A 22,097-nucleotide genomic window follows, 5' to 3' on the forward strand; every position below is an offset into this window, starting at 1 on the left:
CGGGACGACGCCGTGCGTGCGCACGAGGACGATGCCGTGCGTGAGCACGCGGTGATCCATCTGCCGACCGTCGAGGACACCGAGGCGTTCGGCCGTCGACTGGCCGTCGACCTGGTCGCAGGTGACCTGGTCGTCCTGGACGGTCCCCTCGGTGCCGGCAAGACCGCACTGGCCAGGGGGATCGCCGCGGGACTCGGGGTGCAGGGCCGGGTAAGTTCGCCGACCTTCATCATCGCGCGCGAACACCGGGCGGGGGAGCGTCCCGGCGGGGGAGCGCCGGTGGCGATGGTGCACGTCGACGCGTACCGCCTCGGTCTCGGCGCCGACCGCGCCGCGACCTTCGACGAACTGGACGCGCTCGACCTCGACACCGACCTCGCCGACGCGGTCGTCGTCGTCGAGTGGGGCGAGGGGATCGTCGAGCACCTCACCGACCGGCACCTGCTGGTTCGGCTGCGCCGCGAACCCGAGTCCGACGTCCGGACGGCGCAATGGGGTCGGGTCTCGTGAATACCCACATTGACGTGCGGGTATTCTGGTAAACCGTGCTCGTACTCGCCGTCGATACCGCCACCCCTGCCGTCACCGCGGGGGTGGTCCGCCTGGACGGCGGTGTCCCCCGCGCACTGGCGTCGCGGGTCACCGTCAATGCTCGTGCCCACGCCGAGGTCCTGACCCCGCACATCATGGAATGCCTCGGTGAGGCGGGCGTCGAGCCCGCCGACCTCGATGCCGTCGTTGTCGGGATCGGACCCGGGCCGTACACGGGCCTGCGTGTCGGAATGGCGACCGCGGCGGCATTCGGCGATGCGCTCGGCCGCCCCGTGTACGGGGTGTGCAGCCTCGACGCGATCGCCGTGGACGCCGCCGACGAACGAGATCTCCTGGTGGTCACCGACGCCCGGCGTCGCGAGGTGTACTGGGCCCGGTACTCGGGTGGCGTCCGGGCGACCGGCCCCGGTGTCGACAAGCCTGCCGACCTCGAGCCGCAGCCGTCGGTTGTCGTGGCGGGTTCGGAAGCGCACGCCGCACTCTTCGATCTTCCCGTGGTCGGCGCGCCGTCGCCGTCGCCCGCCGGGTTGGTGGCGGTGGCCGCATCGGACATTCTCGCCGGCGCCGATCCGGAACCTCTTGTGCCGCTGTACCTTCGGCGGCCCGACGCAGTCGCGATCGCGGATCGCAAGAAATGAGCGACACCCTCTCCCCGATGCGTCCCGCCGACGCGGAGCGCTGCGCCGAACTCGAGTCGCTGCTGTTCGCGGGCGACGGCCCGTGGAGCGCGGACGCGTTCCGCTCCGAACTGGACCATTCCCACAACCGGTACGTCGTGATCCGCGACCAGAGCGACGTCGTCATCGGCTACGCCGGGATCGCGTTGCTGGGCAACACGTTCGCGCCGGAGTCGGACGTGCACACCATCGGCGTCGACCCCGAGCATCGCCGACGCGGACTGGGGTCGCTGTTACTCGCCGAGTTGCTGCGCCTCGCCGACCGTCACGGCGGTCCGGTGTTCCTGGAGGTCCGCACCGACAACGATGCCGCGCTCGCGCTGTACGAGCGGGAGGGTTTCGAGGTCGTGGGAACCCGTCGCAACTACTACCAACCCAGTGGGGCGGACGCATACACAATGCGCCGTCCGCACCCCTCCGCCGTGCCCGAGGAGCAGCAGTCGTGATCGTGATGGGAATCGAAAGCTCCTGCGACGAAACGGGAGTCGGCATCGTCCGGTGGAACGCCGATGGCACCTGTGAGTTGCTCGCCGACGAGGTCGCGTCCAGCGTCGACGAGCACGCCCGCTACGGCGGTGTGGTTCCCGAGGTCGCGTCGCGCGCACATCTGGAGGCGATCGTGCCGACGATGCGACGCGCACTCGCGCAGGCGGGGATCGCCAAGCCGGACGCGCTCGCCGTCACCATCGGCCCCGGACTGGCCGGGGCGTTGCTCGTCGGTGCCGCTGCCGCGAAGGCCTACGCCGCGGCGTGGGACGTGCCGTTCTACGCGCTCAACCACCTCGGCGGGCACGTCGCCGTCGACACCCTCGAACACGGACCGATGCCGCCGTGCGTGGCGCTCCTGGTCTCCGGCGGGCACACGCACCTGCTGCACGTGCGCGACCTCGGGAAGCCGATCGAGGAACTCGGCACCACGGTCGACGACGCGGCGGGGGAGGCATTCGACAAGGTCGCCCGCCTGCTCGGACTCGGGTTCCCCGGCGGGCCCGCGCTCGACGCCGCCGCGCGCGACGGCGACCCGAAGGCCATCGCGTTCCCCCGCGGAATGACCGGGCCCCGCGACGCCAGGCACGACTTCTCGTTCTCCGGACTGAAGACGGCCGTCGCGCGGTACGTCGAGTCCAAGGAGCGGGCCGGTGAGCCGGTGTCCATCCCCGATGTCGCGGCGTCGTTCCAGGAAGCCGTCGCGGACGTGTTGACCATGAAGGCGGTGCGTGCGGCCACCGATGTCGGCGTCGACACCCTCGTCCTCGGTGGCGGTGCGACCGCGAACTCCCGCATCCGGTCGCTCGCGCAGGAGCGGTGTGACGCGGCCGGTCTGACGCTTCGCATCCCGAAACCGCGTCTCTGCACCGACAATGGCGTAATGATCGCCGCACTGGGTGCCCACGTCATCGCCGGAGGCGCGACTCCGTCGCCGCTGTCCGTCGCCACCGATCCAGGACTGTCCGTCACGGTCAGCCAGTCGTCGGTGCGCGGCGATGGCCACTGAAGGCGCTGCCGAAGGGCCGAGGCTTGCCTTCGCCTCGCTGCCGAGAACCGAGCAGCGTGAGCTGATTCGGCGGGCAATCCTGCGGCCCGTGATGTCCGCGGTGCTGCTGCTCGTCGTGTACTTCGTGGTCCCGATGAACGACATCGCCTCGGTCGGCGCGATCGGCGCACTGGTGTTGTGCGCGGTCCTGGTGTCCGTACTGTTCGTGTGGCAGGTCCGCCGGATCGTCCACGCGAAGTATCCCGCTGTGCAGTCGGTCGAGGCGCTGGCCGTGACGGTCCCGACCTACCTGCTGGTGGTTGCCACGATTTACCACCTGATGTCGTTGACGTCGGCGGGCAGCTTCAACGAACCGCTGTCCAGGCTCGACGCGTTGTACTTCTCGCTCGTCTGCTTCTCCACGGTCGGATTCGGCGACATCGTCGCCGAGACGGAGGTGGCGCGGGCGGTGGTCACGGCGCAGATCGTGTTCAACCTGGTGTTGCTGGGGATCGGTGTGAAGGTCATCACTGCCGCAGTGCGGGCGGGCCAACGGCGTCGCGGTACCGAGAACGCGTAGAAGCCCGGCTGCCTCAGGCAGATCACCACGCCGATCAGGAAGCGGGGATCGGTCAGCCACTCGGTCCCGTAAGGGTTCGGGTAGTCGTGGCTGAAGATCGACCGTTTGAACTCTGGGCGAAGAAGCCGCCGACGATGACGAACGCCGCGAAAGCGAAAGCGATCACGGTTTGGCCACGAAGACGAGGCGGGACGCACGAATCAACGGCACGCCCCGCCTGCGATCGTCGGTGAAAGCTGGACGCGGGCCGGTCCTACTCGACGTACTGGTGCGCGAACTCAGTGGTCGGCGGGGTCGGTGTGATGACGTCGATCAGGACGCCGTCGGGGCCGGCGATGATGAAATGCCGTTGCCCGAAATCCTCCGTTCGGAGGTCGAGCACCGCGCGGCGACCCCCGAGCGTCACGAGCCGCTTGTACTCGGCGTCCACATCGTCGACCTCGAAATTGAGGATCAGGCCCTGCGCGCGCGATCGGTGCCCGTCGGGAATGGTCTCGTGGGTGTGGTCGAGGATCGCGAGTTCGAGGTCGGGTTCGCGTCGAAGGCTCACGTACCAATCGGATTCGAACGTCGACTCGAAGTCGAACCAGCGGCGGAAGAACTCCGCCGACTCGGCGACGGTGTCGGTGCAGATCACCGGATAGAAGCTCGTCTTGGCCATGAAGCTCTCCGTTCAAGATAGATACGTACACAATGTATGTATCTGAACATACGCATACACTGCGTACGTATCAATGGGTCATCGAAGGGGTGGGCTTGAGTCCGTCGAAGAAGGAACAGAGCGCTACGACGACGCGAACTCTGCTCGCGGTGTCCGTCGAGATGTTCGCCGATCGCGGATACGGCGCGGTTGGACTCGACGATGTCGCGCAGCGGTCCGGCCTCACTCGCGGGGCGGTCTACCACCACTTCGGCAGCAAGGCCGGGTTGTTCGACGCCGTCGTGGATCAGGTGCAGCGCGAGGTGGCCGACCGGGTGAGCCACGCCGCGGCCGGGGCGGAGAACCTGTGGGACGCACTCGTCGAGGGCTGCCACGAGTTCGTCCGCGCCGGGTCGGACCCGAGAGTCCATCGGATCATGTTGATCGACGCGCCCGCCGTGCTCGGATGGCAACGCTGGCGGGAACTCGACGCGGCCAACTCGGGTCGCCTGCTGAAGGAGGTGCTCGACGAGCTGCAGGCGGAGGGCACGATCGCTCGCGGGCTCGCCGCGCCAGCCGCACACCTGCTGTCCGGGGCGATGAACGAGACGGTGCTCTGGGTGGCGCAATCAGAGACCCCCGACCCGGACCGGGACTCGGCGTTGGCGACGCTCGACCGTCTGCTCGGCTCCCTGCGGCAGCGCTGACCTCGCCGAGGTCCGGTTCGCAACCCGCCTGGGAACCTAGGCCTGCTGGGCGGGCCTGACGGAGAGGCTGAGGAGGACGCGGGCGTCGGGTTCGCGGACCAGATCGTCGACAGTGATGTCGTCGAGTGTGGAGTAGAACGCGTCCTGTGCGCGGCGGAGCGCACCGCGCAGTCGGCAGCCGTGACGGAGCGGGCATGGGGTGGTGCCTTCGCACGTGACGACTTCGTCGTTGCCCTCGAGCTGCCGCGTGAGCCAGCCGACGGAGGTGGTCCTGGCCTTTTCGGTGATGTTCAGCCCGCCGCCCCGGCCGCGGCGGGCTTCGACCATGCCGAGTTCCTTGAGTCGGAGCACCACTTTGGTGGTGTGCGTATACGGAATCGACATCTCGTCCGCCACCTGACCGGTCGTCAGGCCACCGCCCCCGGGAGCCACGGCAAGCCGCATCATCACGCGCAGCCCGAGATCTGTGAACTTGGTGAGCTGCACGCTAAGAACGCTATATTACTTGCATTCTGCGTGCAACATTCGGCGAGTGTGATCTGCGCTGGTCACGCTCGGGGGGAGGACAGGAGCAACTCGGTGTTGTGGTCGACCGTGCCGCCCAACCGCGCCGGATCGGCATGGATGTCGTTGAACGACAATTCGCGATACAACGACGCCAGCCCCGCCGGTGAGAAGTCGCCGTGCTTCGCCTCGTAGGGGCTGTCCGCCTCGATCAACGTGGTCAGCAGTGACAGCGTTCCGTCCGCATTGTCGACGACCTCCACGATCCGCGCGTGCTGGGGGAAGTCGACGTGTGAAGCGGTGTTGATCTCCCAGAACCCCTGCGCGGGTGTCGGGCCCGGGTGCGGCGTGATCCGGTTGTCGTGGGTGTGTCCGTTGACCCACGCGAGGACGTTCGGGAATCGCTGCAGCAGCGCCACCAGTTCGCCGCCGCTGTGCCGCGCCTCGAGCGGGCGGGCCGGATCAGGGATCAGATTGTCCATCGAGGTGCTGGTGTGGTGGCTGAAGAGCAGGAACAGCACGTCCTCGCGGCTCTGCTCGACCGCACGCCCGTCGACACCGAAGTACCGGCTGCTGCCCTCGATCAGGGTCCGTTCGATCCATCGGAACTGGGCCTCGCCGAGCGAGCCGTCGACGAATCCCGCCGGGTTCGTCGAGTCCATGCCGATCCCCACGACGCCGGGCGCGATCTCGAAGGAGTAGTAGCCGATTCCGGTCTCGGCGGCGTCCAGCGCGAATCCGTGCCCGACGGGACCGGGGCCGGTCTGGGCGGGATCGAGGTGCGCGGCGATGTACTCACGCGGCGTGAACGGCGCCCGGGACGGGTCCGGGGTGACGTGGCGCGGGGGAGAGGTGATCGCGGCGAGCGCGTTCAGGACGGCGCCCGGCCCCGACTTCGTGGCCATCGCGACGGACATCGCCTCCTCGGGCGAGCCGGGCACCTCGATCTTGAGGTTGCCGGTGTACATGGCGTCCAGTGGCCCGATCCCGCTGGGGAGCGTGCCTGACACCGAGTCGTCGTGATTGCCGAAGACGCTGAACCAGGGGGTGTCGAGGCCCGGGCTCGTCACGGGCGTCAGCGCCGCGCCGAGCAATCCCGGAATCTCGGGGAAGCCGGCCTGCTTGTACACGTCCGGGATCGGTGATTCGGGATTCCAGTACAGGTCCGAACCCGAGTTCTGCACGCCCTCGTAGCGGTCCGCGGCCCCCGTGTTCGGGATGAAGGTGCCGCCGTTCAGCGCGGTGAGGAACCAGCCGAGTTCGGCGTGCTCGTGGTTGTCGGTGTTGTCGCCCGTCGACACCACCGCATCGAATGCGCGACCGGTGTGCGGACCGGCCGCGACCGAGTTGACGCGCTGTACCAACGACACCAGACCCTGAGTGGTCAGTGTCTCGTGTGGGCGGAACGCCGAACCGTTGAACGGCGCGATGTACTCGAACCGCAGTGGGCACTGCGCGTCGATCACGTGGACGTCGGTGAGCTGGACCAGCGACGCCATCGCCGTCCGGCGATCCTCGCGTCCGGATCTCGGCTCCGCGAGTTCGCCTCGGACGATCGTCGGCCACCCCGGTCCCGCGGTGAGCCTGCGGTAGCCGCCCGACCCGACCGGGGTCGCCACGGTTTCCAGCGTCGTGCCCGCGAACGACGCGGGCAATTCCGCTGCACCGGCGTGCCACGTGCCCCACGGGGAGCGCCCGAGGGCGGTTCCGAACGCCCCGACGCCGAGTGCGCTCGCGGCGCCGACACCGGCAAGGCCGAGGAAACCACGTCTGTTCACGTTCACCATTCGGATGACTGTAGGTCACCCTCTGGCAACCCGAGTGGACGTCGCGCGGACCGGTCTCTTCGTTTCGGGACACGTCGGGAACCCCGGGTGGGCCACATCCGCACACTCCTCCCTTGAGTGCTGGCACTCGCATGTATAGAGTGCTAGTTGGCGCTGACCCGGTCACGGCACCCGCGACGACGCGATCGGGGGACAGGGCCACATGCGTGAAAAGACGACACGCCCAGGGGAACAGCCCCGGGGCGCCTGAATCCCCCGAAAGTGGAGGCTCATCGTGGCGAGCGTGAACATCAAGCCGCTCGAGGACAAGATCCTCGTCCAGGCCAACGAGGCTGAAACGACGACGGCCTCTGGCCTGGTCATTCCTGACACGGCGAAGGAAAAGCCGCAGGAAGGCACCGTTGTCGCAGTCGGCCCCGGCCGCTGGGACGAAGATGGCGAGAAGCGCATCCCGCTGGACGTCCAGGAGGGCGACACCGTCATCTACAGCAAGTACGGCGGAACCGAGATCAAGTACTCCGGCCAGGAATACCTGATCCTGTCGGCTCGCGACGTGCTGGCTGTCGTCTCCAAGTAGCCACATGCATCCGCCCCGGTGTTCCGTCCACGGACCCGGGGCGGATCGCGTTCAGGAGCACCTTCAGCAGGTACGGCTCGCCGACCTTCCCAGGAGTAACAGCACATATGTCCAAGCAGATCGAATTCAACGAGACCGCCCGCCGCGCTCTCGAGCGTGGCGTCGACCAGCTCGCGGACGCGGTCAAGGTGACCCTCGGCCCCCGCGGCAGGCACGTCGTGCTGGCCAAGGCGTTCGGCGGTCCGACCGTTACCAATGACGGCGTCTCCATCGCGCGCGAGATCGAGCTCGAGGATCCCTTCGAGAACCTCGGCGCCCAGCTCGTCAAGTCCGTCGCCACCAAGACCAACGACGTCGCGGGTGACGGCACCACCACCGCGACCGTCCTCGCCCAGGCGCTCGTCAAGACCGGCCTCCGCAACGTCGCGGCAGGCGCCAACCCGATCGCGCTCGGCGTCGGCATCTCCAAGGCGGCCGACGCGGTCGCCGAGGCCCTGCTCGCCGCGGCCACCCCGGTCGAGGGCAAGGAGGCGATCGCGCAGGTCGCCACCGTCTCCTCGCGCGACGCCGAGATCGGCGAACTCGTCGGCGAGGCCATGACCCGCGTCGGTATCGACGGCGTCGTCACGGTCGAGGAGTCCTCGACCCTCGCGACCGAGCTCGTGGTCACCGAGGGCGTCCAGTTCGACAAGGGTTACCTCTCCCCGTACTTCATCACCGACATCGATGCGCAGCAGGCCGTGCTCGAGGACGCGCTGGTGCTGCTGTACCGCGAGAAGATCAGCTCCCTGCCGGACTTCCTGCCGCTGCTCGAGAAGATCGCCGAGTCCGGCAAGCCGGTCCTGATCATCGCCGAGGACGTCGAAGGCGAGACCCTCTCGACACTCGTCGTCAACTCCATCCGCAAGACCATCAAGGCCGTCGCCGTCAAGGCGCCGTTCTTCGGTGACCGCCGCAAGGCGTTCCTCGAGGATCTCGCCGTGGTCACCGCGGGCACCGTCATCACCGCCGACATGGGCGTCACGCTCAAGGACGCCGGCCTCGAGCTGCTCGGCTCCGCGCGCCGCGTCGTCGTCACCAAGGACGAGACCACCATCGTCGACGGTGCAGGCACCGAGGCCGACATCGACGCTCGCGTCGGTCAGCTCAAGCGCGAGATCGAGAACACCGACTCCGACTGGGATCGGGAGAAGCTCGAAGAGCGTCTCGCGAAACTGGCCGGCGGCGTCGCCGTCATCAAGGTCGGCGCCGCGACGGAGACGGATCTCAAGGAGCGCAAGTTCCGGGTCGAGGACGCCGTCAACGCAGCCAAGGCCGCGGTCGAGGAAGGCATCGTGCCCGGTGGCGGTTCCGCCATCGTGCAGGCCGCGCAGTCGCTGACCGCGCTCGCCGCGTCGCTCTCGGGTGATGAGGCGACCGGTGTCGAGGTCGTGCGGACCGCCGTTCAGGCGCCACTGTTCTGGATCGCGACCAACGCAGGCGTCGACGGCTCCGTCGTGGTCAGCAAGGTCGCAGAGTTGCCCAAGGGACACGGCTTCAACGCCGCAACCCTCACCTACGGCGACCTGCTCGCGGACGGTGTCGTCGACCCCGTCAAGGTGACGCGCTCGGCAGTGGTGAACGCGGCGTCCGTCGCGCGGATGGTGCTCACCACCGAGTCTGCCGTCGTCGACAAGCCCGTCGTCGACGAGGCTGCAGGCCACGGCCACGGCCACAGCCACTAAGTTTCACCACGACGAAGCCCCGGACGGGTTCGACCGTCCGGGGCTTCGTCGTTGTTCAGGTGCTCGTCAGGAGGCGATCTTCTGGCGGAAGCGGCGCGTGTGCGCCTCCCGCTCGGCTTCGGACATCCCACCCCAGATGCCGTAGGGCTCACAGACGGTGAGGGCGTGGTTGCGGCATTGGGTCAGGACCGGGCATTGCCTGCACATCTCCTTTGCCCGCATCTCGCGCTGCGCGCGGGCACGGCCTCGCTCGCCGTCTGGGTGGAAGAACATCGCGGAGTCGACGCCGCGGCAGAGTCCGTGCATCTGCCAGTCCCAGATGTCGGCATTGGGGCCGGGGAGGTGATTTGGTTGCGGCATTCCATCTCCTGACGTCGGCGGCTCGGGCACTGCTCTCACCGTGGCTGGGTCTGCACCTGCATCACAGCGAGTGCTCCCGGTGGGTGCGGAACCCAGTTCGCGAGTACGACTGTGAAGGTCGTTCACACAAGTACTCAATTTCAACAGCAACGTTATAGTCGGCGTGGAAATCGAGTCAACAGTTCTGCGCGTGGTGATTTACATACCTCCACAGCGAGGAATTAACGCTCTGTTCATCGACATTGACACTATTTCGTGATTCTTCGAGGAGGCGCCAAGGGTGCGCCTCCGGTACGTGCGTACTGCACGATTTCCGCCGCTGTACTGGGAGTTCGTCGGGGTTCTCGAGCCGAAAGGCGTCGAGCGACGTGTTCGGGACGCTCCTGCGGGTGAGATCGCCTGCCGAGGCGGCCCTGGTCGTTATCGGCAATTGGCTCCCCATAAAATGTGCTCAATATTTACGCAAGTCGAAATCGTAATGTGACCGAAACTGTCGAAGAACGCATCGGTAACAATTGGTGACGGCGCGGTGTCCGCGTCGGTTCGCTGCGACGCACCTCTACCCTTACGTCGTGTTCGCAACCCTCGCCGTCGACTCGCTCGACGCCATCGCATTCGGACCGGTGCCGGGTGGCGCCGTCCCGCCCGCAGTCGCGCCGCACGACCGGTGGTTGCGCGCCGTCGCGCTGGGTGGGCAGGGTCGTTACGCCGCCGCCCGCACCGAACTCGCCGTGCTGCGCCGCAGTCGGGCCGGTGCCGTCCTCGACTCGCTCGTGGCAAGTACCGAGGCATCACTGCTGCGGCAACTCGGATGGCACCGGCTCGCGTCCGCCCACGACGGCCGCGCGCTCGCCGTCCTCGGCGATTCGCAGGCTCCGGGTGCCAGGGCCGCGCGCTGCGACGCGGTGACCGGACTGGCCGCCGACGCCCTCGGATGTGGCCGATTGGATCTCGGGTTCCGTCTGCTCGAACGGTGCGCAGACCTCCTCGCCGACGCAAGCCCCGACCTGTGGCGCCAACGGATCAGACTGCACTGGGTGACGGCCGAGATGTCCCTCGCCTCGGGCGACGCGGTCCAGGGTCTCGTGAACGCGAGGCGCGCACTCGAATTCGCGAACGGGTCACCCTCGGTGCGGCACCAGGTCAAGTCGGAACTGCTCGTCGCGGCCGCCGTCAGTGCCGGACCCGACACTGCCGCGGCCGTCGACCCGGCTCTCCGCGTCCTCGCGCGCTGCGACGAACACGATCTCGTCCCTCTCCGCTGGGCCGCCTCGATGCTGCTGTGCGGGGTCGCGCCGGCGCCCCGCTTCCTGGAGGTTCGCCAACGCGCCGAGGCCTCGGTTGTGGCCGCAGGCGGGCGATTCCGAGAATCGTGACGGAAGGTCGCTATCCTTCAAGCGTTCCGCCATCCGGTCGGGAGCGCTCCGTCACAGGCGCGCCACTGTAACGCCAGGACTTTGTCTGTCGATGAGTAGTACGAGCGAGGAGTTGGACTCAGCCGTCGCTGCGGCAGCGCAGGGCGATCGGGTTGCTTTGGCTCGAGTTCTGGAGTTTGTCCGACCCATGGTCGTGCGCTATTGCCGATCACGGGTCGGAGCCGCGGAACGGGGACACCTGTCCGCGGACGATGTGGCGCAGGAGGTGTGCCTGGCTGTGATGACGGCCCTACCCCGATATCGGGACCAGGGGCGGCCGTTCATGGCATTCGTGTACGGGATTGCCTCGCACAAGGTGGCCGATGCACACCGAAGCGCGGGACGTAACCGATCCGAGTCGATGGCCGAAGTACCAGATGTGGTCTCGGTTGACGAAGGGCCGGAACAACTCGCCCTCGATTCCGAGACGAGCAGGCAGGTCAACTCCCTGCTCGCCACACTGTCCGACAAGCATCGAGAAATCGTCATCCTTCGACTGGTAGTGGGTCTGTCCGCGGAGGAAACGGCGGCCGCCGTCGGGAGTACGGCGGGAGCAGTACGAGTAGCCCAGCACCGGGCGCTCGCGAAATTGAAGACCGAAGTAGCGAAAGCGGGTGAGATGTATGGCTAGGGGGAACAGGCGTGGCCACGGTAAGTGGTCACGGCAACACAATGCGTCCGACGCCGACCTCACCCCGTCGCAGGGTGATCCGTTTGCCGAGGAGACGACGGGCGGTCAGCCGTTCGACCTTGCAGCGGTACAGCGTGACGACGCCCTCATCGACGCTCTCGCGAGCGGTGGTGACGTCCCCACCGCCACTGCGGAGGAGTACCGGCTCGCCTCGCTGCTGGCCGGCTGGAGGGCCGAGATAGTGGCCCCCGAACTCCCTGCGGGCCCGACGCTCGACGAGGTCGCTGCGGCCGTCGACGCCGAGATCGCGCGCGAGCAGACCCCGCGGCGCGGTTCGCTCCGACTGCTGCGCCCGGTCGCGGGCGCCGCAGCGGCGATCGCGGTCGTGATGGCAGGAATCACCGTCGGGTCGTACAACGCCCAGCCCGGTGATCCGTTGTGGAAGGTCAAGTCGGTCGTCTTCACGGAGCGCGCCAACTCGACCGTCGCCGGCATCGACACGAAGAACAACCTCGAGGAAGCCGAGCGGATGATCCGCTCCGGCGACTCCGAGGGTGCGATGGCCGTGCTGGAGTCCGCGAGCAAGCGCGTCGGTGCCGTGAGTGATTCGGCGAAGCGCGACGAGTTGAACGCCTGGCACGACCGTCTGATGGCCGACGCCACCGCCACCGCCACGAGTGCGCTTCCCGTTCCGCCTCCGCTGGTTCCCGGCGTCACGACGACGTTGCCGGTTCCGGTGGTCACGACGCTGCCGGGGATCCCCCCGACCACGGTGCCGGAGTATCCGACGGACGCTCTCGTCAGGCCGACGTTGCCGGTGACGGAGCTTCCCCTCGAGACAACCGTCACGGGCGTTCCGCCCGTGACGACGTCGCCGCCCCCGGGACCCGAGATCGTTCTCACCCCGGATACCGGCTCGACGGCACCGAAGCCGACCACTGCGGTCCCCACGACGGAGAAGACGCAGAGCGAGACGCGGCAGTTGTCGCCCGAGGCGCCCACGAGCTAGAACCGAGAACGGCCCGACGAGCACTGCTCGTCGGGCCGTTCTCGGTTCGAGTGCCGGAGTGCGCGTCCCGGTCAGGCGTCGAAACCGTCTCCGTGGAGTGCCTCGTTCATCGACGCGTCGGCGTAGCCGCGGCAGTAGTCCCACGTGACGTAGGCCTCGGGGACCGGATCGTATGCGGGCTCGTGGGGGCGGACCGTGCCGTCGACGAGCAGCTGGAGCAGGTTCGCTCGCAGCATGTCCCAGTCGTGGTAGTGGTCCTGTTGGCAGTCGTCGCAACAGACGACCAGGCCGCGAATTCCGCGATGCGCCAACAGTGCCTCGTAGACCGCGAGGTCCGCCAGGTCTTCTTCGACGGCGAGGCGCTCATGGGGGTCGAGGGGCTGGCCCGGCTCGAGTGCATCCAGCGCGGCGGACGGGTCGGACGGGTCGCCGGCGAACGGGTCCGGCGGCAGACCGGGAGGCAATTGATCACGCACAGCACCACGGTACGCAGCGCGGGGCACTCTGCGCCACCCGTCTGAGTCAACCGGGTTCGCCTGCACACGCGCGCAGCCGATACCATGGTGACCGGTCCGAGGGAATACTTCGCTGGGGATCGAGCATTGATTCTGTCCGAAGAATCGCGACATTTCGGCCCATGGGCGAGTGGCTGCACGGGGTTTCCCACGCGCGCCGCCGGGGCCGACGGTCCAGTGCAACCGACGTTCGATGGAAAGGTTCGACAGCCGCATGACTAATTCCGGAGGGCACGTGCACACCGGTGGAGACCGCGCCGACAAGGTCGCGATGCTCGGACTGACCTTCGACGACGTGCTGTTGCTGCCCGCCGCGTCGGACGTCATCCCCAGTCAGGTCGACACGTCCAGCCAGCTCACGCGCGACATCCGGCTGCGGGTGCCGTTGGTCAGCTCGGCGATGGACACCGTCACCGAGGCGCGGATGGCGATCGCCATGGCCCGCGCGGGCGGCATGGGCGTGCTGCATCGCAACCTCTCGACCGATGCGCAGGCGTCGCAGGTGGAGACCGTGAAGCGGTCCGAGGCAGGCATGGTCACCGACCCGGTGACCTGTTCGCCGACGAACACCATCGCCGAGGTCGACGCCATGTGCGCCCGGTTCCGGATCTCCGGTCTGCCCGTCACGGACGACGCCGGTCAGCTCGTCGGCATCATCACCAACCGCGACATGCGCTTCGAGGTCGACCTCAGCCGTCCGGTGTCCGAGGTGATGACCAAGACCCCGCTGATCACCGCCCAGGAAGGCGTGACGGCGGACGCAGCGCTCGGGCTGCTGCGTCGTCACAAGATCGAGAAGCTCCCCATCGTCGACGGCCAGGGCAAGCTCACCGGACTCATCACGGTCAAAGACTTCGTCAAGACCGAGCAGCATCCGAACGCGACCAAGGACCGCGACGGCCGGTTGCTGGTCGGTGCGGCCGTCGGCGTCGGCGACGACGCGTGGGCGCGCGCGATGGCGCTGACCGACGCGGGCGTCGACGTCCTCGTCGTCGACAGCGCGCACGGCCACTCCGTCGGTGTGCTGGAGATGATCGCGAAGATCAAGGCCGAGGTCGGCGATCGGGTACAGATCATCGGTGGAAACGTCGCGACCCGCGGGGGCGCGCAGGCGCTCGTCGAGGCGGGCGTCGACGCCGTCAAGGTCGGCGTCGGTCCGGGCTCGATCTGCACCACCCGCGTTATCGCCGGTGTCGGTGCACCGCAGATCACCGCCATCCTCGAGGCCGTCGCGGCGTGCAAGCCGCTCGGCATCCCTGTCATCGCGGACGGCGGCCTCCAGTTCTCCGGAGACATCGCGAAGGCACTCGCGGCCGGCGCGTCGACGGCGATGCTCGGTTCGTTGCTGGCGGGCACGGCGGAGTCGCCCGGCGAGATGGTTCTCGTCGGCGGCAAGCAGTTCAAGAGCTACCGCGGCATGGGCTCGCTGGGCGCGATGCAGAGCCGCGGTCAGGGCAAGTCCTACTCGAAGGACCGCTACTTCCAGGACGACGTGCTGTCCGAGGACAAGCTGGTGCCGGAGGGCATCGAGGGCCGGGTTCCGTTCCGCGGCCCGCTCGGTTCGGTCATCCACCAGCTGACCGGCGGCCTGCGCGCGGCGATGGGGTACACCGGATCGACCACCATCGAGCACCTGCAGGAAGCGCAGTTCGTGCAGATCACCGCGGCGGGTCTGAAGGAGAGCCACCCGCACGACATCACGATGACGGTCGAGGCCCCGAACTACGCGGCCCGGTAACCGGACCCTTTCCCACGTCACTTGCGTCAACTACACATCGAAGAAAGGGGCGCGCGTGCGCGACCTCGTTGAGATCGGTATGGGCAGAACCGCCCGTCGCACCTACGAGCTGGACGATATCGACATCGTTCCGTCCCGTCGGACCCGTTCGTCGAAGGAGGTGTCGACCACCTGGCAGCTCGATGCCTACCGGTTCGACATCCCGGTTCTGACGCATCCGACGGATGCGCTGGTGTCGCCGTCGTTCGCGATCGAGATGGGTCGCCGCGGTGGCCTCGGCGTCATCAACGGCGAGGGACTGTGGGGCAGGCACGCGGACGTCGAGGCGAAGCTCGCCGAACTCGTGCACCTCGCGGAGACGGACGAGGATCCGGATGCGCCGATCGCTCGTCTGCAGGAGCTGCATGCCGCGCCGATCCAGGCGAACCTGCTGGCGGCCGCGGTCGCACAGGTGCGTGACGCGGGCGTGACGACAGCGGTCCGGGTCAGCCCCCAGAACGCTCGTGCGCTCACTCCCGAGCTGATCAAGGCCGGTATCGACCTGCTGGTCATCCACGGCACGATCATCTCCGCCGAGCACGTCGCGAACAGCGGGAGCGAGCCGCTCAACCTCAAGACCTTCATCTCGGAGCTCGACGTGCCCGTGGTCGCGGGTGGCGTCAGCGATCACCGCACGGCGCTGCACCTGATGCGCACCGGCGCTGCCGGCGTCATCGTCGGTTACGGCTCGACCGAGGGTGCGACGACGACCGGTGAGGTGCTCGGCATCGGTGTCCCGATGGCGACCGCCATCGCGGACGCCGCCGCTGCGCGACGCGACTACCTGGACGAGACCGGTGGCCGGTACGTCCACGTGATCGCGGACGGCGACATCGCGACGTCGGGTGATCTGGCCAAGGCGATCGCGTGTGGCGCGGACGCGGCCGTGCTGGGTGCCCCGCTCGCCGCATCGGCGGAAGCGGCGGGAGGCGGCTGGTTCTGGCCGTCGGCGGCTGCGCATCCGTCGGTGCCGCGTGGCGCGCTGCTGCCCGTCGCATTCGGTGATCGTCCGAGCCTGGACCAGGTGCTGACGGGTCCGTCCAACGACCCGTTCGGTTCGCTGAACCTGGTGGGCGGACTGCGCCGCTCGATGGCGAAGTCGGGCTACTCGACCCTCAAGGAGTTCCAGAAGGTGGGCCTGACGGTCCGCGCCTGACCCGCCGCCTGCTCGTCGTGAACGGACCGTTCGGACCCGCTGAGGGTCCGAACGGTCCGTTCACGTCTGTCGGGGTCGTGATGCGCAGGGTTTCTGGTACGTCCCGTTACGGTTAGGGCACCCTTGTGGGATCGGTCACAGCTCCGGGGTGCATACTGACGGGTAACAACCAGGTTCACGGTAGTGGAGGTCTCCTGATGGGTAAGCGTGCGACGGATTACGACGTGCTGATCGTCGGTTCCGGATTCGGGGGCAGCGTCACCGCGTTGCGCCTGGTCGAGAAGGGCTATCGGGTCGGAATCCTCGAGGCCGGACGCCGCTACGCCGACTCCGACTTCGCGAAGACCAGCTGGGACCTCAAGCGATTCCTGTGGGCGCCCGCTCTCGGCTGCTACGGCATTCAGCGGGTGCACCTGCTGCGTGACGTGATGATCCTCGCCGGTGCGGGCGTCGGCGGTGGGTCGCTGAACTACGCCAACACCCTCTACAAGCCGCCGTCGTCGTTCTTCCAGGACCCGCAGTGGCAGGGCATCACCGACTGGGACGCCGAGCTCAGCCCGTTCTACGACCAGGCCCGCAAGATGCTCGGTGTCGTGCAGAACCCGCACATGACGCCCGCCGACGACGTGATCAAGTCCGTGGCCGACGACATGGGTGTCGGCGACACTTTCATCCAGACGCCGGTGGGGGTGTTCTTCGGTGAGCCGGGGGAGACGGTCGCCGATCCGTACTTCGGGGGTGCGGGTCCCGCGCGGACCGGATGTATCGAATGCGGTGAGTGCATGACCGGCTGCCGCCACGGTGCCAAGAACACCCTCGTCAAGAACTACCTAGGGCTCGCCGAGCGGGCGGGTGCGACGGTGATCCCGATGACGACGGTGACCGGACTGACCGAGGCGTCCGACGGGACCTGGAACGTGCAGACCCGCCGCACCGGCGCCAAGCTGCGCAAGGGGCATCGGACCTTCACCGCGGACAACGTGGTGCTCGCCGCGGGCACGTGGGGCACCCAGCATCTGCTGCACGCGATGAAGGACAGCGGCGCACTGTCGAGGCTGTCGCCGACGCTCGGCGAGCTGACGCGTACCAACTCCGAGGCGCTGCTCGGCGCGGCCAAGCTGACGGTCGACCCCGGCATGGACCTGACCCGCGGCGTCGCGATCACCTCCTCGTTCCATCCCGCCTCCGACACCCACATCGAGCCGGTCCGCTACGGCAAGGGCTCGAACGCGATGGGTCTGCTGCAGACCCTGATGACGGACGGCGGCGGCAGTACTCCGCGGTTCGTGAAGTTGCTCAAGACGATTGCCGCCAACCCGGGGCAGATGCTGCGCATGCTGAGCGTCAAGAACTGGAGCGAGCGGACCATTATCGCGCTCGTCATGCAGAACCTCGACAACTCGATCACCACGTACACGAAGCGTGGCCTGTTCGGGCGCCGCAAGGTGACGAGCAAGCAGGGTCACGGTGAGCCGAACCCGACGTGGATCCCGGTCGGCAACGAGGCGACGCGGCGGATCGCGGAGAAGATCGGGGGCGTCGCGGGCGGCACGTGGGGCGAGGTGTTCAACATTCCGCTCACCGCGCACTTCCTCGGCGGCTGCGCGATCGGCGCGGACGCCTCGCAGGGCGTCATCGATCCCTATCACCGGGTGTACGGCTACCCGACGCTGAGTGTCGTCGACGGTGCCGCCGTGTCGGCGAACCTCGGCGTGAACCCGTCGCTCACCATCAGTGCACAGGCCGAGCGCGCGGCGTCGCTGTGGCCGAACAAGGGCGAGCAGGACGAGCGTCCGGCGCAGGGGGAGGGCTACCGGCGTCTCGCGCCGGTGGCGCCGAACGCCCCGGTGGTCCCGGCCGGTGCTCCCGCTGCGCTGGTGCTGCCGATCGTGGAGATCCGCTCCGGGAAGCCCGCGTCGCCGAACAGCAGTGACGTGGCCTGACCCTGCCTCGGAGGAGTGGCCCCCGACTGGTGAGGTCGGGGGCCTTCTTCGTCTCTTTGACCAGAAATCAAGCAATCATGCTTGATTGTTTCGGCGTCCGGCCCTACAGTCGCGAGTGACCGACATCACTCGGTGATGGCTTAGTGACCGAAACAACCCATCGATGCGGAGGCTGGCACCCATGAAGCCCGATATGTCCGGACTGTCCGAGCTCGAGATCAATCTCGCGAGCCGCGTGTCGGTCGGCGACGCGCTGACCCGTTCCGCACGGATGTTCGGGGCGCGAGCTGCGGTCCTCGACCGTGGCACCACCGTCACCTACCGGGACCTCGACACGGCCGCCGAGTCCGTCGGCCGGGCTCTGCTCGACGCCGGCCTGGAGCGGCAGCAGCCGGTCGCGATGCTGATGGGCAACTCGTGGCAGTTCCTGGCCACCTACTTCGGCTGCGCGAAGGCCGGACTCGTCGCGATGCCCGTCAACCTCGTCCTCGCGCCGGAGGACATCGTCTGGATCCTCCGTGATTCCGGCACCACCACGATCGTCACCGACGTCGCCTTCGTGCCGCTGATCGAGAGGATCCTCCCGGCTCTCGACGCGGTGACGACCGTCGTCGTCTCCGGTGAGGGTGCGCCCGCCGAGATCGCCGGGCGGCCGGTCCTGTCGTGGACGGAGATCGCCTCCCGCGCCGTGGACGGGCCGCTCGAAGTCCTCGTCGACGACCGCGACACCGCGCAGTGTCTCTACACCTCGGGCACGACCTCGCGACCCAAGGGCGTCCTGACCAGTCATACCTCTCTGATGATCGGCGGACTGACCAATGCGCTGATGCAGGGCGCCGGGTGGGGCAGCGAGCCCGCGGTGCTGCTCAACGTGCTGCCGCTCTTCCACACCACAGGACTGAACACGCTGGTCATGCCGACGCTGTTCATCGGTGGCACCGTCGTGCTGCCGGGACCGTTCGATCCGGGTGCGGTTCTGGACGCGATGGAGACGCACCGGGTGACCACGGTGATGATGCTGCCGATCATGTACGCGGCCGCACTTGCCGCGCAGGGGCAGCAGGCCCGCGACCTGTCGTCGGTGCGCCTGGCCATCTACGCGATGGCCCCGATGCCCGCGACCCTGCTCGACCAGGTCGATGCGGCCTTCCCGAATGCGGCAGTGATCCTGGGGTCGGGTCAGACCGAGGTCGTGCCCGCGACCGTGCTGCAGTGGCCCGAGCACCGCGACACCAAGCCCGACTCCTGGGGGCCCGCGACGCCGACCGTCCAGGTCGGGATCATGGCTGACGGCGAATTGACGCCCGTCGGGGAGACCGGCGAGATCGTCTACCGCGGCCCCCACGTGTGCAGCGGCTACTGGAACAACGCGGACGCCAACACGGCCGCGTTCGCGCACGGCTGGTTCCACAGCGGCGACGTCGGTCACCTCGACTCCGAGCAGGTCGTGTGGTTCACCGACCGTCTCAAGGACATCATCAAGTCGGGCGGCGAGAACGTCTCGTCGGTCGAGGTCGAACGAATCGTCGCCGGTGCTCCCGGCGTCGTCGAGTGCTCGGTGGTCGGGCTGCCGGACGAGCGGTGGGGCGAGGCCGTGACCGCGGTGGTCGTCGGATCGGATCCGGCCGTCACCGACGAGCAGTTGGAGGCGACGGTGATCGCTCACGCGAAGGCACACCTCGCCGGGTTCAAGGTGCCCAAGCGGGTCCTGGTGGTCGACGAGTTGCCGAAGACCGCGACCGGCAAGGCCCGCAAACACGAGCTGCGGGCGAAGCTGCGGGCGTGAGGACGGGGTGGGCGCGGCCACACATTAGACTGGGCGGGTGGCAGACACCCAGCATTCCGGCCCCAGCCAGCAGAATCCGGTACTCGTCGTCGACTTCGGGGCGCAGTACGCGCAGCTGATCGCACGTCGGGTCCGTGAGGCCAGCGTCTACTCCGAGGTGGTGCCGCACACGGCGACCGTCGAGGAGATCGTGGCACGCAAGCCTGCGGCGGTGATCCTGTCCGGCGGACCGTCCAGCGTGTACGCCGACGGCGCGCCGCAGCTCGACCCGCGCCTGTTCGACCACGACATCCCGGTGTTCGGCATCTGCTACGGCTTCCAGGCCATGGCCGGTGCCCTGGGTGGCACGGTCACCCACACCGGCACGCGTGAGTACGGGCGCACCCAGCTCAGTGTGGACGGCGGTGTCCTGCACGAGGGCCTGCCGACCACCCAGCCGGTGTGGATGAGCCACGGCGACGCCGTCACCGACGCGCCGCACGGCTTCGAGGTCACGGCGACCAGCGCGGGCGCGCCGGTCGCCGCATTCGAGGATCGGGCGCGGCGACTGGCGGGCGTCCAGTACCACCCGGAGGTCCTGCACTCGCCGCACGGCCAGCAGGTCCTGACCCGCTTTCTGCGCGAGATCGCGGGCATTGCGCCGACGTGGACGGCGGCGAACATCGCCGAGGCCCTGATCGAGCAGGTCCGGGAGCAGGTCGGCGACGGCAAGGCGATCTGTGGCCTCTCCGGCGGCGTCGATTCCGCGGTCGCGGCCGCCCTCGTGCAGCGGGCCATCGGCGACCGGTTGACGTGTGTGTTCGTCGACCACGGCCTGCTGCGTGCGGGTGAGCGGGAGCAGGTGCAGCAGGACTTCGTCGCTTCGACGGGTGCCAAGCTGATCACCGTCGACGCGGTCGACACGTTCCTGTCGGAACTCGACGGCGTCTCCGACCCGGAGGCCAAGCGCAAGATCATCGGGCGCGAGTTCATCCGGTCGTTCGAGGGTGCCGTGACGGAGGTGCTCGGCGAGTCCGTCGCGCACGGCGAGGCCGTGGACTTCCTGGTCCAGGGCACGCTGTACCCCGACGTCGTGGAGTCCGGCGGCGGCGCGGGTACCGCGAACATCAAGAGCCACCACAACGTCGGTGGCCTGCCTGAGGACCTGCAGTTCAAGCTCGTGGAGCCGCTGCGTCTGCTGTTCAAGGACGAGGTTCGCGCGGTCGGCCGCGCGCTCGGCCTGCCCGAGGAGATCGTTGCCCGGCAGCCGTTCCCCGGTCCGGGTCTGGCGATCCGCATCGTGGGTGAGGTGACGCGGGAGCGGCTCGAACTGCTGCGCCAGGCCGACGCGATCGCGCGTGAGGAGCTCACCGCGGCCGGTCTCGACGGCCAGATCTGGCAGTGCCCGGTGGTGTTGCTCGCGGACGTGCGCAGTGTCGGTGTCCAGGGCGATGGACGCACCTACGGGCATCCGATCGTGCTGCGCCCGGTGTCCAGTGAGGACGCGATGACCGCGGACTGGACGCGTCTGCCGTACGACGTTCTCGAACGGATCTCCACCCGGATCACCAACGAGGTGGCCGACGTCAACCGCGTCGTGCTCGACGTGACGAGCAAGCCGCCGGGAACCATCGAGTGGGAGTGACCCACTGACGCCTGCGAGGGCCGTCGACGCACAGCGTCGGCGGCCCTCGTCGGTGGTGGGACGGATTCTCCCTGTCAATGGGCTGTGTAACGCTGTGAGTTCTGCCCGCGGGCTCCAAGGTTCGCGGGGTTCACTTGTTCGATGCGAGTCGCGAGGAGAACGACATGACGGGGGAAGGCTCCGGTACGGCGTACCGGGTGCTCGAGCGCGGTGTCTGGGGAGCACACCGCACGGGGGTCGGTGATCGTGGCGCGGTGACCCTGCTCTGCGACGCGACCCGGGCGCTGGTGACGCGAATGTGCCGTGCCGAGTTGGCCCCGGCGCTGGGCGTGCCTGCTGCGGATTCCGTTGCGGCGGGAGTTCTTCCGGTTGCGATCGCCGCGGTGCTCAGCGACCGGGCGCGATCTCCGCTGCGGGTGGTCTACACCGAGACGGTTCTCGGTGTGGAGGCCGTCCGGCCGTACGTGACGCCGCCGGGCCCGATGGACGGGTTGGCGCGACACGAGCGGGATGTGCTCGTGTTGCGAACGGCCGTGGGGCTCAGTGCCGCCCAGGCAGGTGAGGCGTTGGGGTGTTCGGTCGAGCAGGTGCACCGCGATCAGCACTCGGCCCTGCAGAAGCTCCGGAACGTCCGCGTCTGCGGGTAGCGCCCCTGGCCC

General features: G+C 68.3%; 22 protein-coding genes. 17 read left to right on the top strand and 5 right to left on the bottom strand.

All coding sequences use genetic code 11. The features are described 5' to 3' along the window. The first annotated feature begins 12 nt into the window (after positions 1 to 12). The 5 genes from tsaE to RHCRD62_RS03670 are packed head-to-tail and all read left to right on the top strand — an operon-like array spanning position 13 to position 3,283. Complete coding sequence (gene tsaE / locus RHCRD62_RS03650; RefSeq protein WP_084734079.1) at positions 13 to 510, top strand: tRNA (adenosine(37)-N6)-threonylcarbamoyltransferase complex ATPase subunit type 1 TsaE; 498 nt, start codon at positions 13 to 15, stop codon at positions 508 to 510. A gap of 35 nt (positions 511 to 545) precedes the next feature. Then, positions 546 to 1,190 (top strand): tRNA (adenosine(37)-N6)-threonylcarbamoyltransferase complex dimerization subunit type 1 TsaB, encoded by a 645-nt coding sequence (gene tsaB, locus RHCRD62_RS03655; RefSeq protein WP_050063250.1) that lies wholly within the window; start codon positions 546 to 548, stop codon positions 1,188 to 1,190. Further along, complete coding sequence (gene rimI, locus RHCRD62_RS03660; protein ID WP_050063251.1) at positions 1,187 to 1,675, top strand: ribosomal protein S18-alanine N-acetyltransferase; 489 nt, start codon at positions 1,187 to 1,189, stop codon at positions 1,673 to 1,675. The genes tsaB and rimI overlap by 4 nt, the downstream gene beginning before the upstream one ends. Next, positions 1,672 to 2,724, top strand: coding sequence for a tRNA (adenosine(37)-N6)-threonylcarbamoyltransferase complex transferase subunit TsaD (gene tsaD, locus RHCRD62_RS03665; protein WP_050063252.1), 1,053 nt, complete (start codon positions 1,672 to 1,674; stop codon positions 2,722 to 2,724). Before rimI ends, tsaD begins: the two co-directional genes overlap by 4 nt. Then, the gene (locus RHCRD62_RS03670) at positions 2,714 to 3,283 is read left to right on the top strand and encodes a potassium channel family protein (RefSeq protein ID WP_050063253.1); all 570 of its coding nucleotides are present in this window, start codon (positions 2,714 to 2,716) and stop codon (positions 3,281 to 3,283) included. Before tsaD ends, RHCRD62_RS03670 begins: the two co-directional genes overlap by 11 nt. A gap of 253 nt (positions 3,284 to 3,536) precedes the next feature. Here RHCRD62_RS03670 and RHCRD62_RS03675 read toward each other — a convergent pair whose 3' ends face one another. After that, positions 3,537 to 3,944 carry a VOC family protein gene (locus tag RHCRD62_RS03675; RefSeq protein WP_050063254.1) on the bottom strand — a complete coding sequence of 136 codons (408 nt, stop codon included), beginning with the start codon at positions 3,942 to 3,944 and terminating at the stop codon, positions 3,537 to 3,539. A gap of 95 nt (positions 3,945 to 4,039) precedes the next feature. Here RHCRD62_RS03675 and RHCRD62_RS26585 point away from each other — a divergent pair, with 95 nt between their 5' ends. After that, on the top strand, positions 4,040 to 4,630 hold the full coding sequence (locus tag RHCRD62_RS26585) for a TetR/AcrR family transcriptional regulator (protein WP_050063470.1): 591 nt from the start codon (positions 4,040 to 4,042) through the stop codon (positions 4,628 to 4,630). Between the two features lie 36 nt (positions 4,631 to 4,666). Here RHCRD62_RS26585 and RHCRD62_RS03685 read toward each other — a convergent pair whose 3' ends face one another. After that, positions 4,667 to 5,116, bottom strand: coding sequence for an RrF2 family transcriptional regulator (locus RHCRD62_RS03685; protein ID WP_050063255.1), 450 nt, complete (start codon positions 5,114 to 5,116; stop codon positions 4,667 to 4,669). A gap of 62 nt (positions 5,117 to 5,178) precedes the next feature. Further along, a complete protein-coding gene (locus RHCRD62_RS03690) occupies positions 5,179 to 6,921 on the bottom strand; it encodes a TIGR03767 family metallophosphoesterase (RefSeq protein WP_050063256.1) in 1,743 nt (580 codons plus the stop codon). 274 nt (positions 6,922 to 7,195) lie between these two features. Here RHCRD62_RS03690 and groES point away from each other — a divergent pair, with 274 nt between their 5' ends. Both groES and groL read left to right on the top strand, forming a co-directional pair. Continuing rightward, a complete protein-coding gene (gene groES / locus RHCRD62_RS03695) occupies positions 7,196 to 7,498 on the top strand; it encodes a co-chaperone GroES (RefSeq protein ID WP_050063257.1) in 303 nt (100 codons plus the stop codon). Between the two features lie 107 nt (positions 7,499 to 7,605). After that, positions 7,606 to 9,222 carry a chaperonin GroEL gene (gene groL / locus RHCRD62_RS03700; protein WP_050063258.1) on the top strand — a complete coding sequence of 539 codons (1,617 nt, stop codon included), beginning with the start codon at positions 7,606 to 7,608 and terminating at the stop codon, positions 9,220 to 9,222. A gap of 66 nt (positions 9,223 to 9,288) precedes the next feature. Here the strand turns inward: groL and RHCRD62_RS03705 are convergent, their stop codons facing one another. Further along, positions 9,289 to 9,582, bottom strand: a complete 294-nt coding sequence (locus RHCRD62_RS03705; protein WP_050063259.1) for a WhiB family transcriptional regulator — start codon at positions 9,580 to 9,582, stop codon at positions 9,289 to 9,291. Between the two features lie 572 nt (positions 9,583 to 10,154). On the opposite strand from RHCRD62_RS03705, the gene RHCRD62_RS03710 reads away from it, so the two are divergent. The 3 genes from RHCRD62_RS03710 to RHCRD62_RS03720 all read left to right on the top strand — a co-directional run bounded on the left by RHCRD62_RS03710 (position 10,155) and on the right by RHCRD62_RS03720 (position 12,637). Next, entirely contained in the window at positions 10,155 to 10,958 is an 804-nt protein-coding gene (locus tag RHCRD62_RS03710; RefSeq protein WP_050063471.1) for a hypothetical protein, read from the top strand. Positions 10,959 to 11,049: 91 nt separating this feature from the next. Next, positions 11,050 to 11,628 (top strand): sigma-70 family RNA polymerase sigma factor, encoded by a 579-nt coding sequence (locus RHCRD62_RS03715; protein WP_050063260.1) that lies wholly within the window; start codon positions 11,050 to 11,052, stop codon positions 11,626 to 11,628. Further along, positions 11,621 to 12,637, top strand: coding sequence for an anti-sigma-D factor RsdA (locus RHCRD62_RS03720; RefSeq protein WP_050063261.1), 1,017 nt, complete (start codon positions 11,621 to 11,623; stop codon positions 12,635 to 12,637). Before RHCRD62_RS03715 ends, RHCRD62_RS03720 begins: the two co-directional genes overlap by 8 nt. Positions 12,638 to 12,708: 71 nt before the next feature. On the opposite strand, the gene RHCRD62_RS03725 is transcribed toward RHCRD62_RS03720, so the two are convergent. After that, entirely contained in the window at positions 12,709 to 13,113 is a 405-nt protein-coding gene (locus RHCRD62_RS03725; protein WP_050063262.1) for a DUF5319 domain-containing protein, read from the bottom strand. Between the two features lie 253 nt (positions 13,114 to 13,366). Between RHCRD62_RS03725 and guaB the strand changes: the two genes are divergently transcribed. The 6 genes from guaB to RHCRD62_RS03755 all read left to right on the top strand — a co-directional run bounded on the left by guaB (position 13,367) and on the right by RHCRD62_RS03755 (position 22,085). After that, positions 13,367 to 14,890, top strand: coding sequence for an IMP dehydrogenase (gene guaB / locus RHCRD62_RS03730; protein ID WP_050063472.1), 1,524 nt, complete (start codon positions 13,367 to 13,369; stop codon positions 14,888 to 14,890). A gap of 55 nt (positions 14,891 to 14,945) precedes the next feature. Beyond that, positions 14,946 to 16,085 carry a GuaB3 family IMP dehydrogenase-related protein gene (locus tag RHCRD62_RS03735; protein ID WP_050063263.1) on the top strand — a complete coding sequence of 380 codons (1,140 nt, stop codon included), beginning with the start codon at positions 14,946 to 14,948 and terminating at the stop codon, positions 16,083 to 16,085. Positions 16,086 to 16,282: 197 nt separating this feature from the next. Beyond that, entirely contained in the window at positions 16,283 to 18,028 is a 1,746-nt protein-coding gene (locus RHCRD62_RS03740; RefSeq protein WP_050063264.1) for an FAD-dependent oxidoreductase, read from the top strand. Positions 18,029 to 18,209: 181 nt separating this feature from the next. Then, positions 18,210 to 19,814 carry an AMP-binding protein gene (locus tag RHCRD62_RS03745; protein WP_253277177.1) on the top strand — a complete coding sequence of 535 codons (1,605 nt, stop codon included), beginning with the start codon at positions 18,210 to 18,212 and terminating at the stop codon, positions 19,812 to 19,814. A gap of 37 nt (positions 19,815 to 19,851) precedes the next feature. After that, complete coding sequence (gene guaA / locus RHCRD62_RS03750) at positions 19,852 to 21,438, top strand: glutamine-hydrolyzing GMP synthase (RefSeq protein WP_050063266.1); 1,587 nt, start codon at positions 19,852 to 19,854, stop codon at positions 21,436 to 21,438. Positions 21,439 to 21,602: 164 nt separating this feature from the next. Next, complete coding sequence (locus RHCRD62_RS03755) at positions 21,603 to 22,085, top strand: sigma factor-like helix-turn-helix DNA-binding protein (RefSeq protein WP_050063267.1); 483 nt, start codon at positions 21,603 to 21,605, stop codon at positions 22,083 to 22,085. Positions 22,086 to 22,097: the final 12 nt, after the last annotated feature.

The sequence above is a fragment of the Rhodococcus sp. RD6.2 genome (assembly GCF_001040705.1).
In the GTDB taxonomy this organism is placed as follows: Bacteria; Actinomycetota; Actinomycetes; order Mycobacteriales; family Mycobacteriaceae; genus Rhodococcus_G.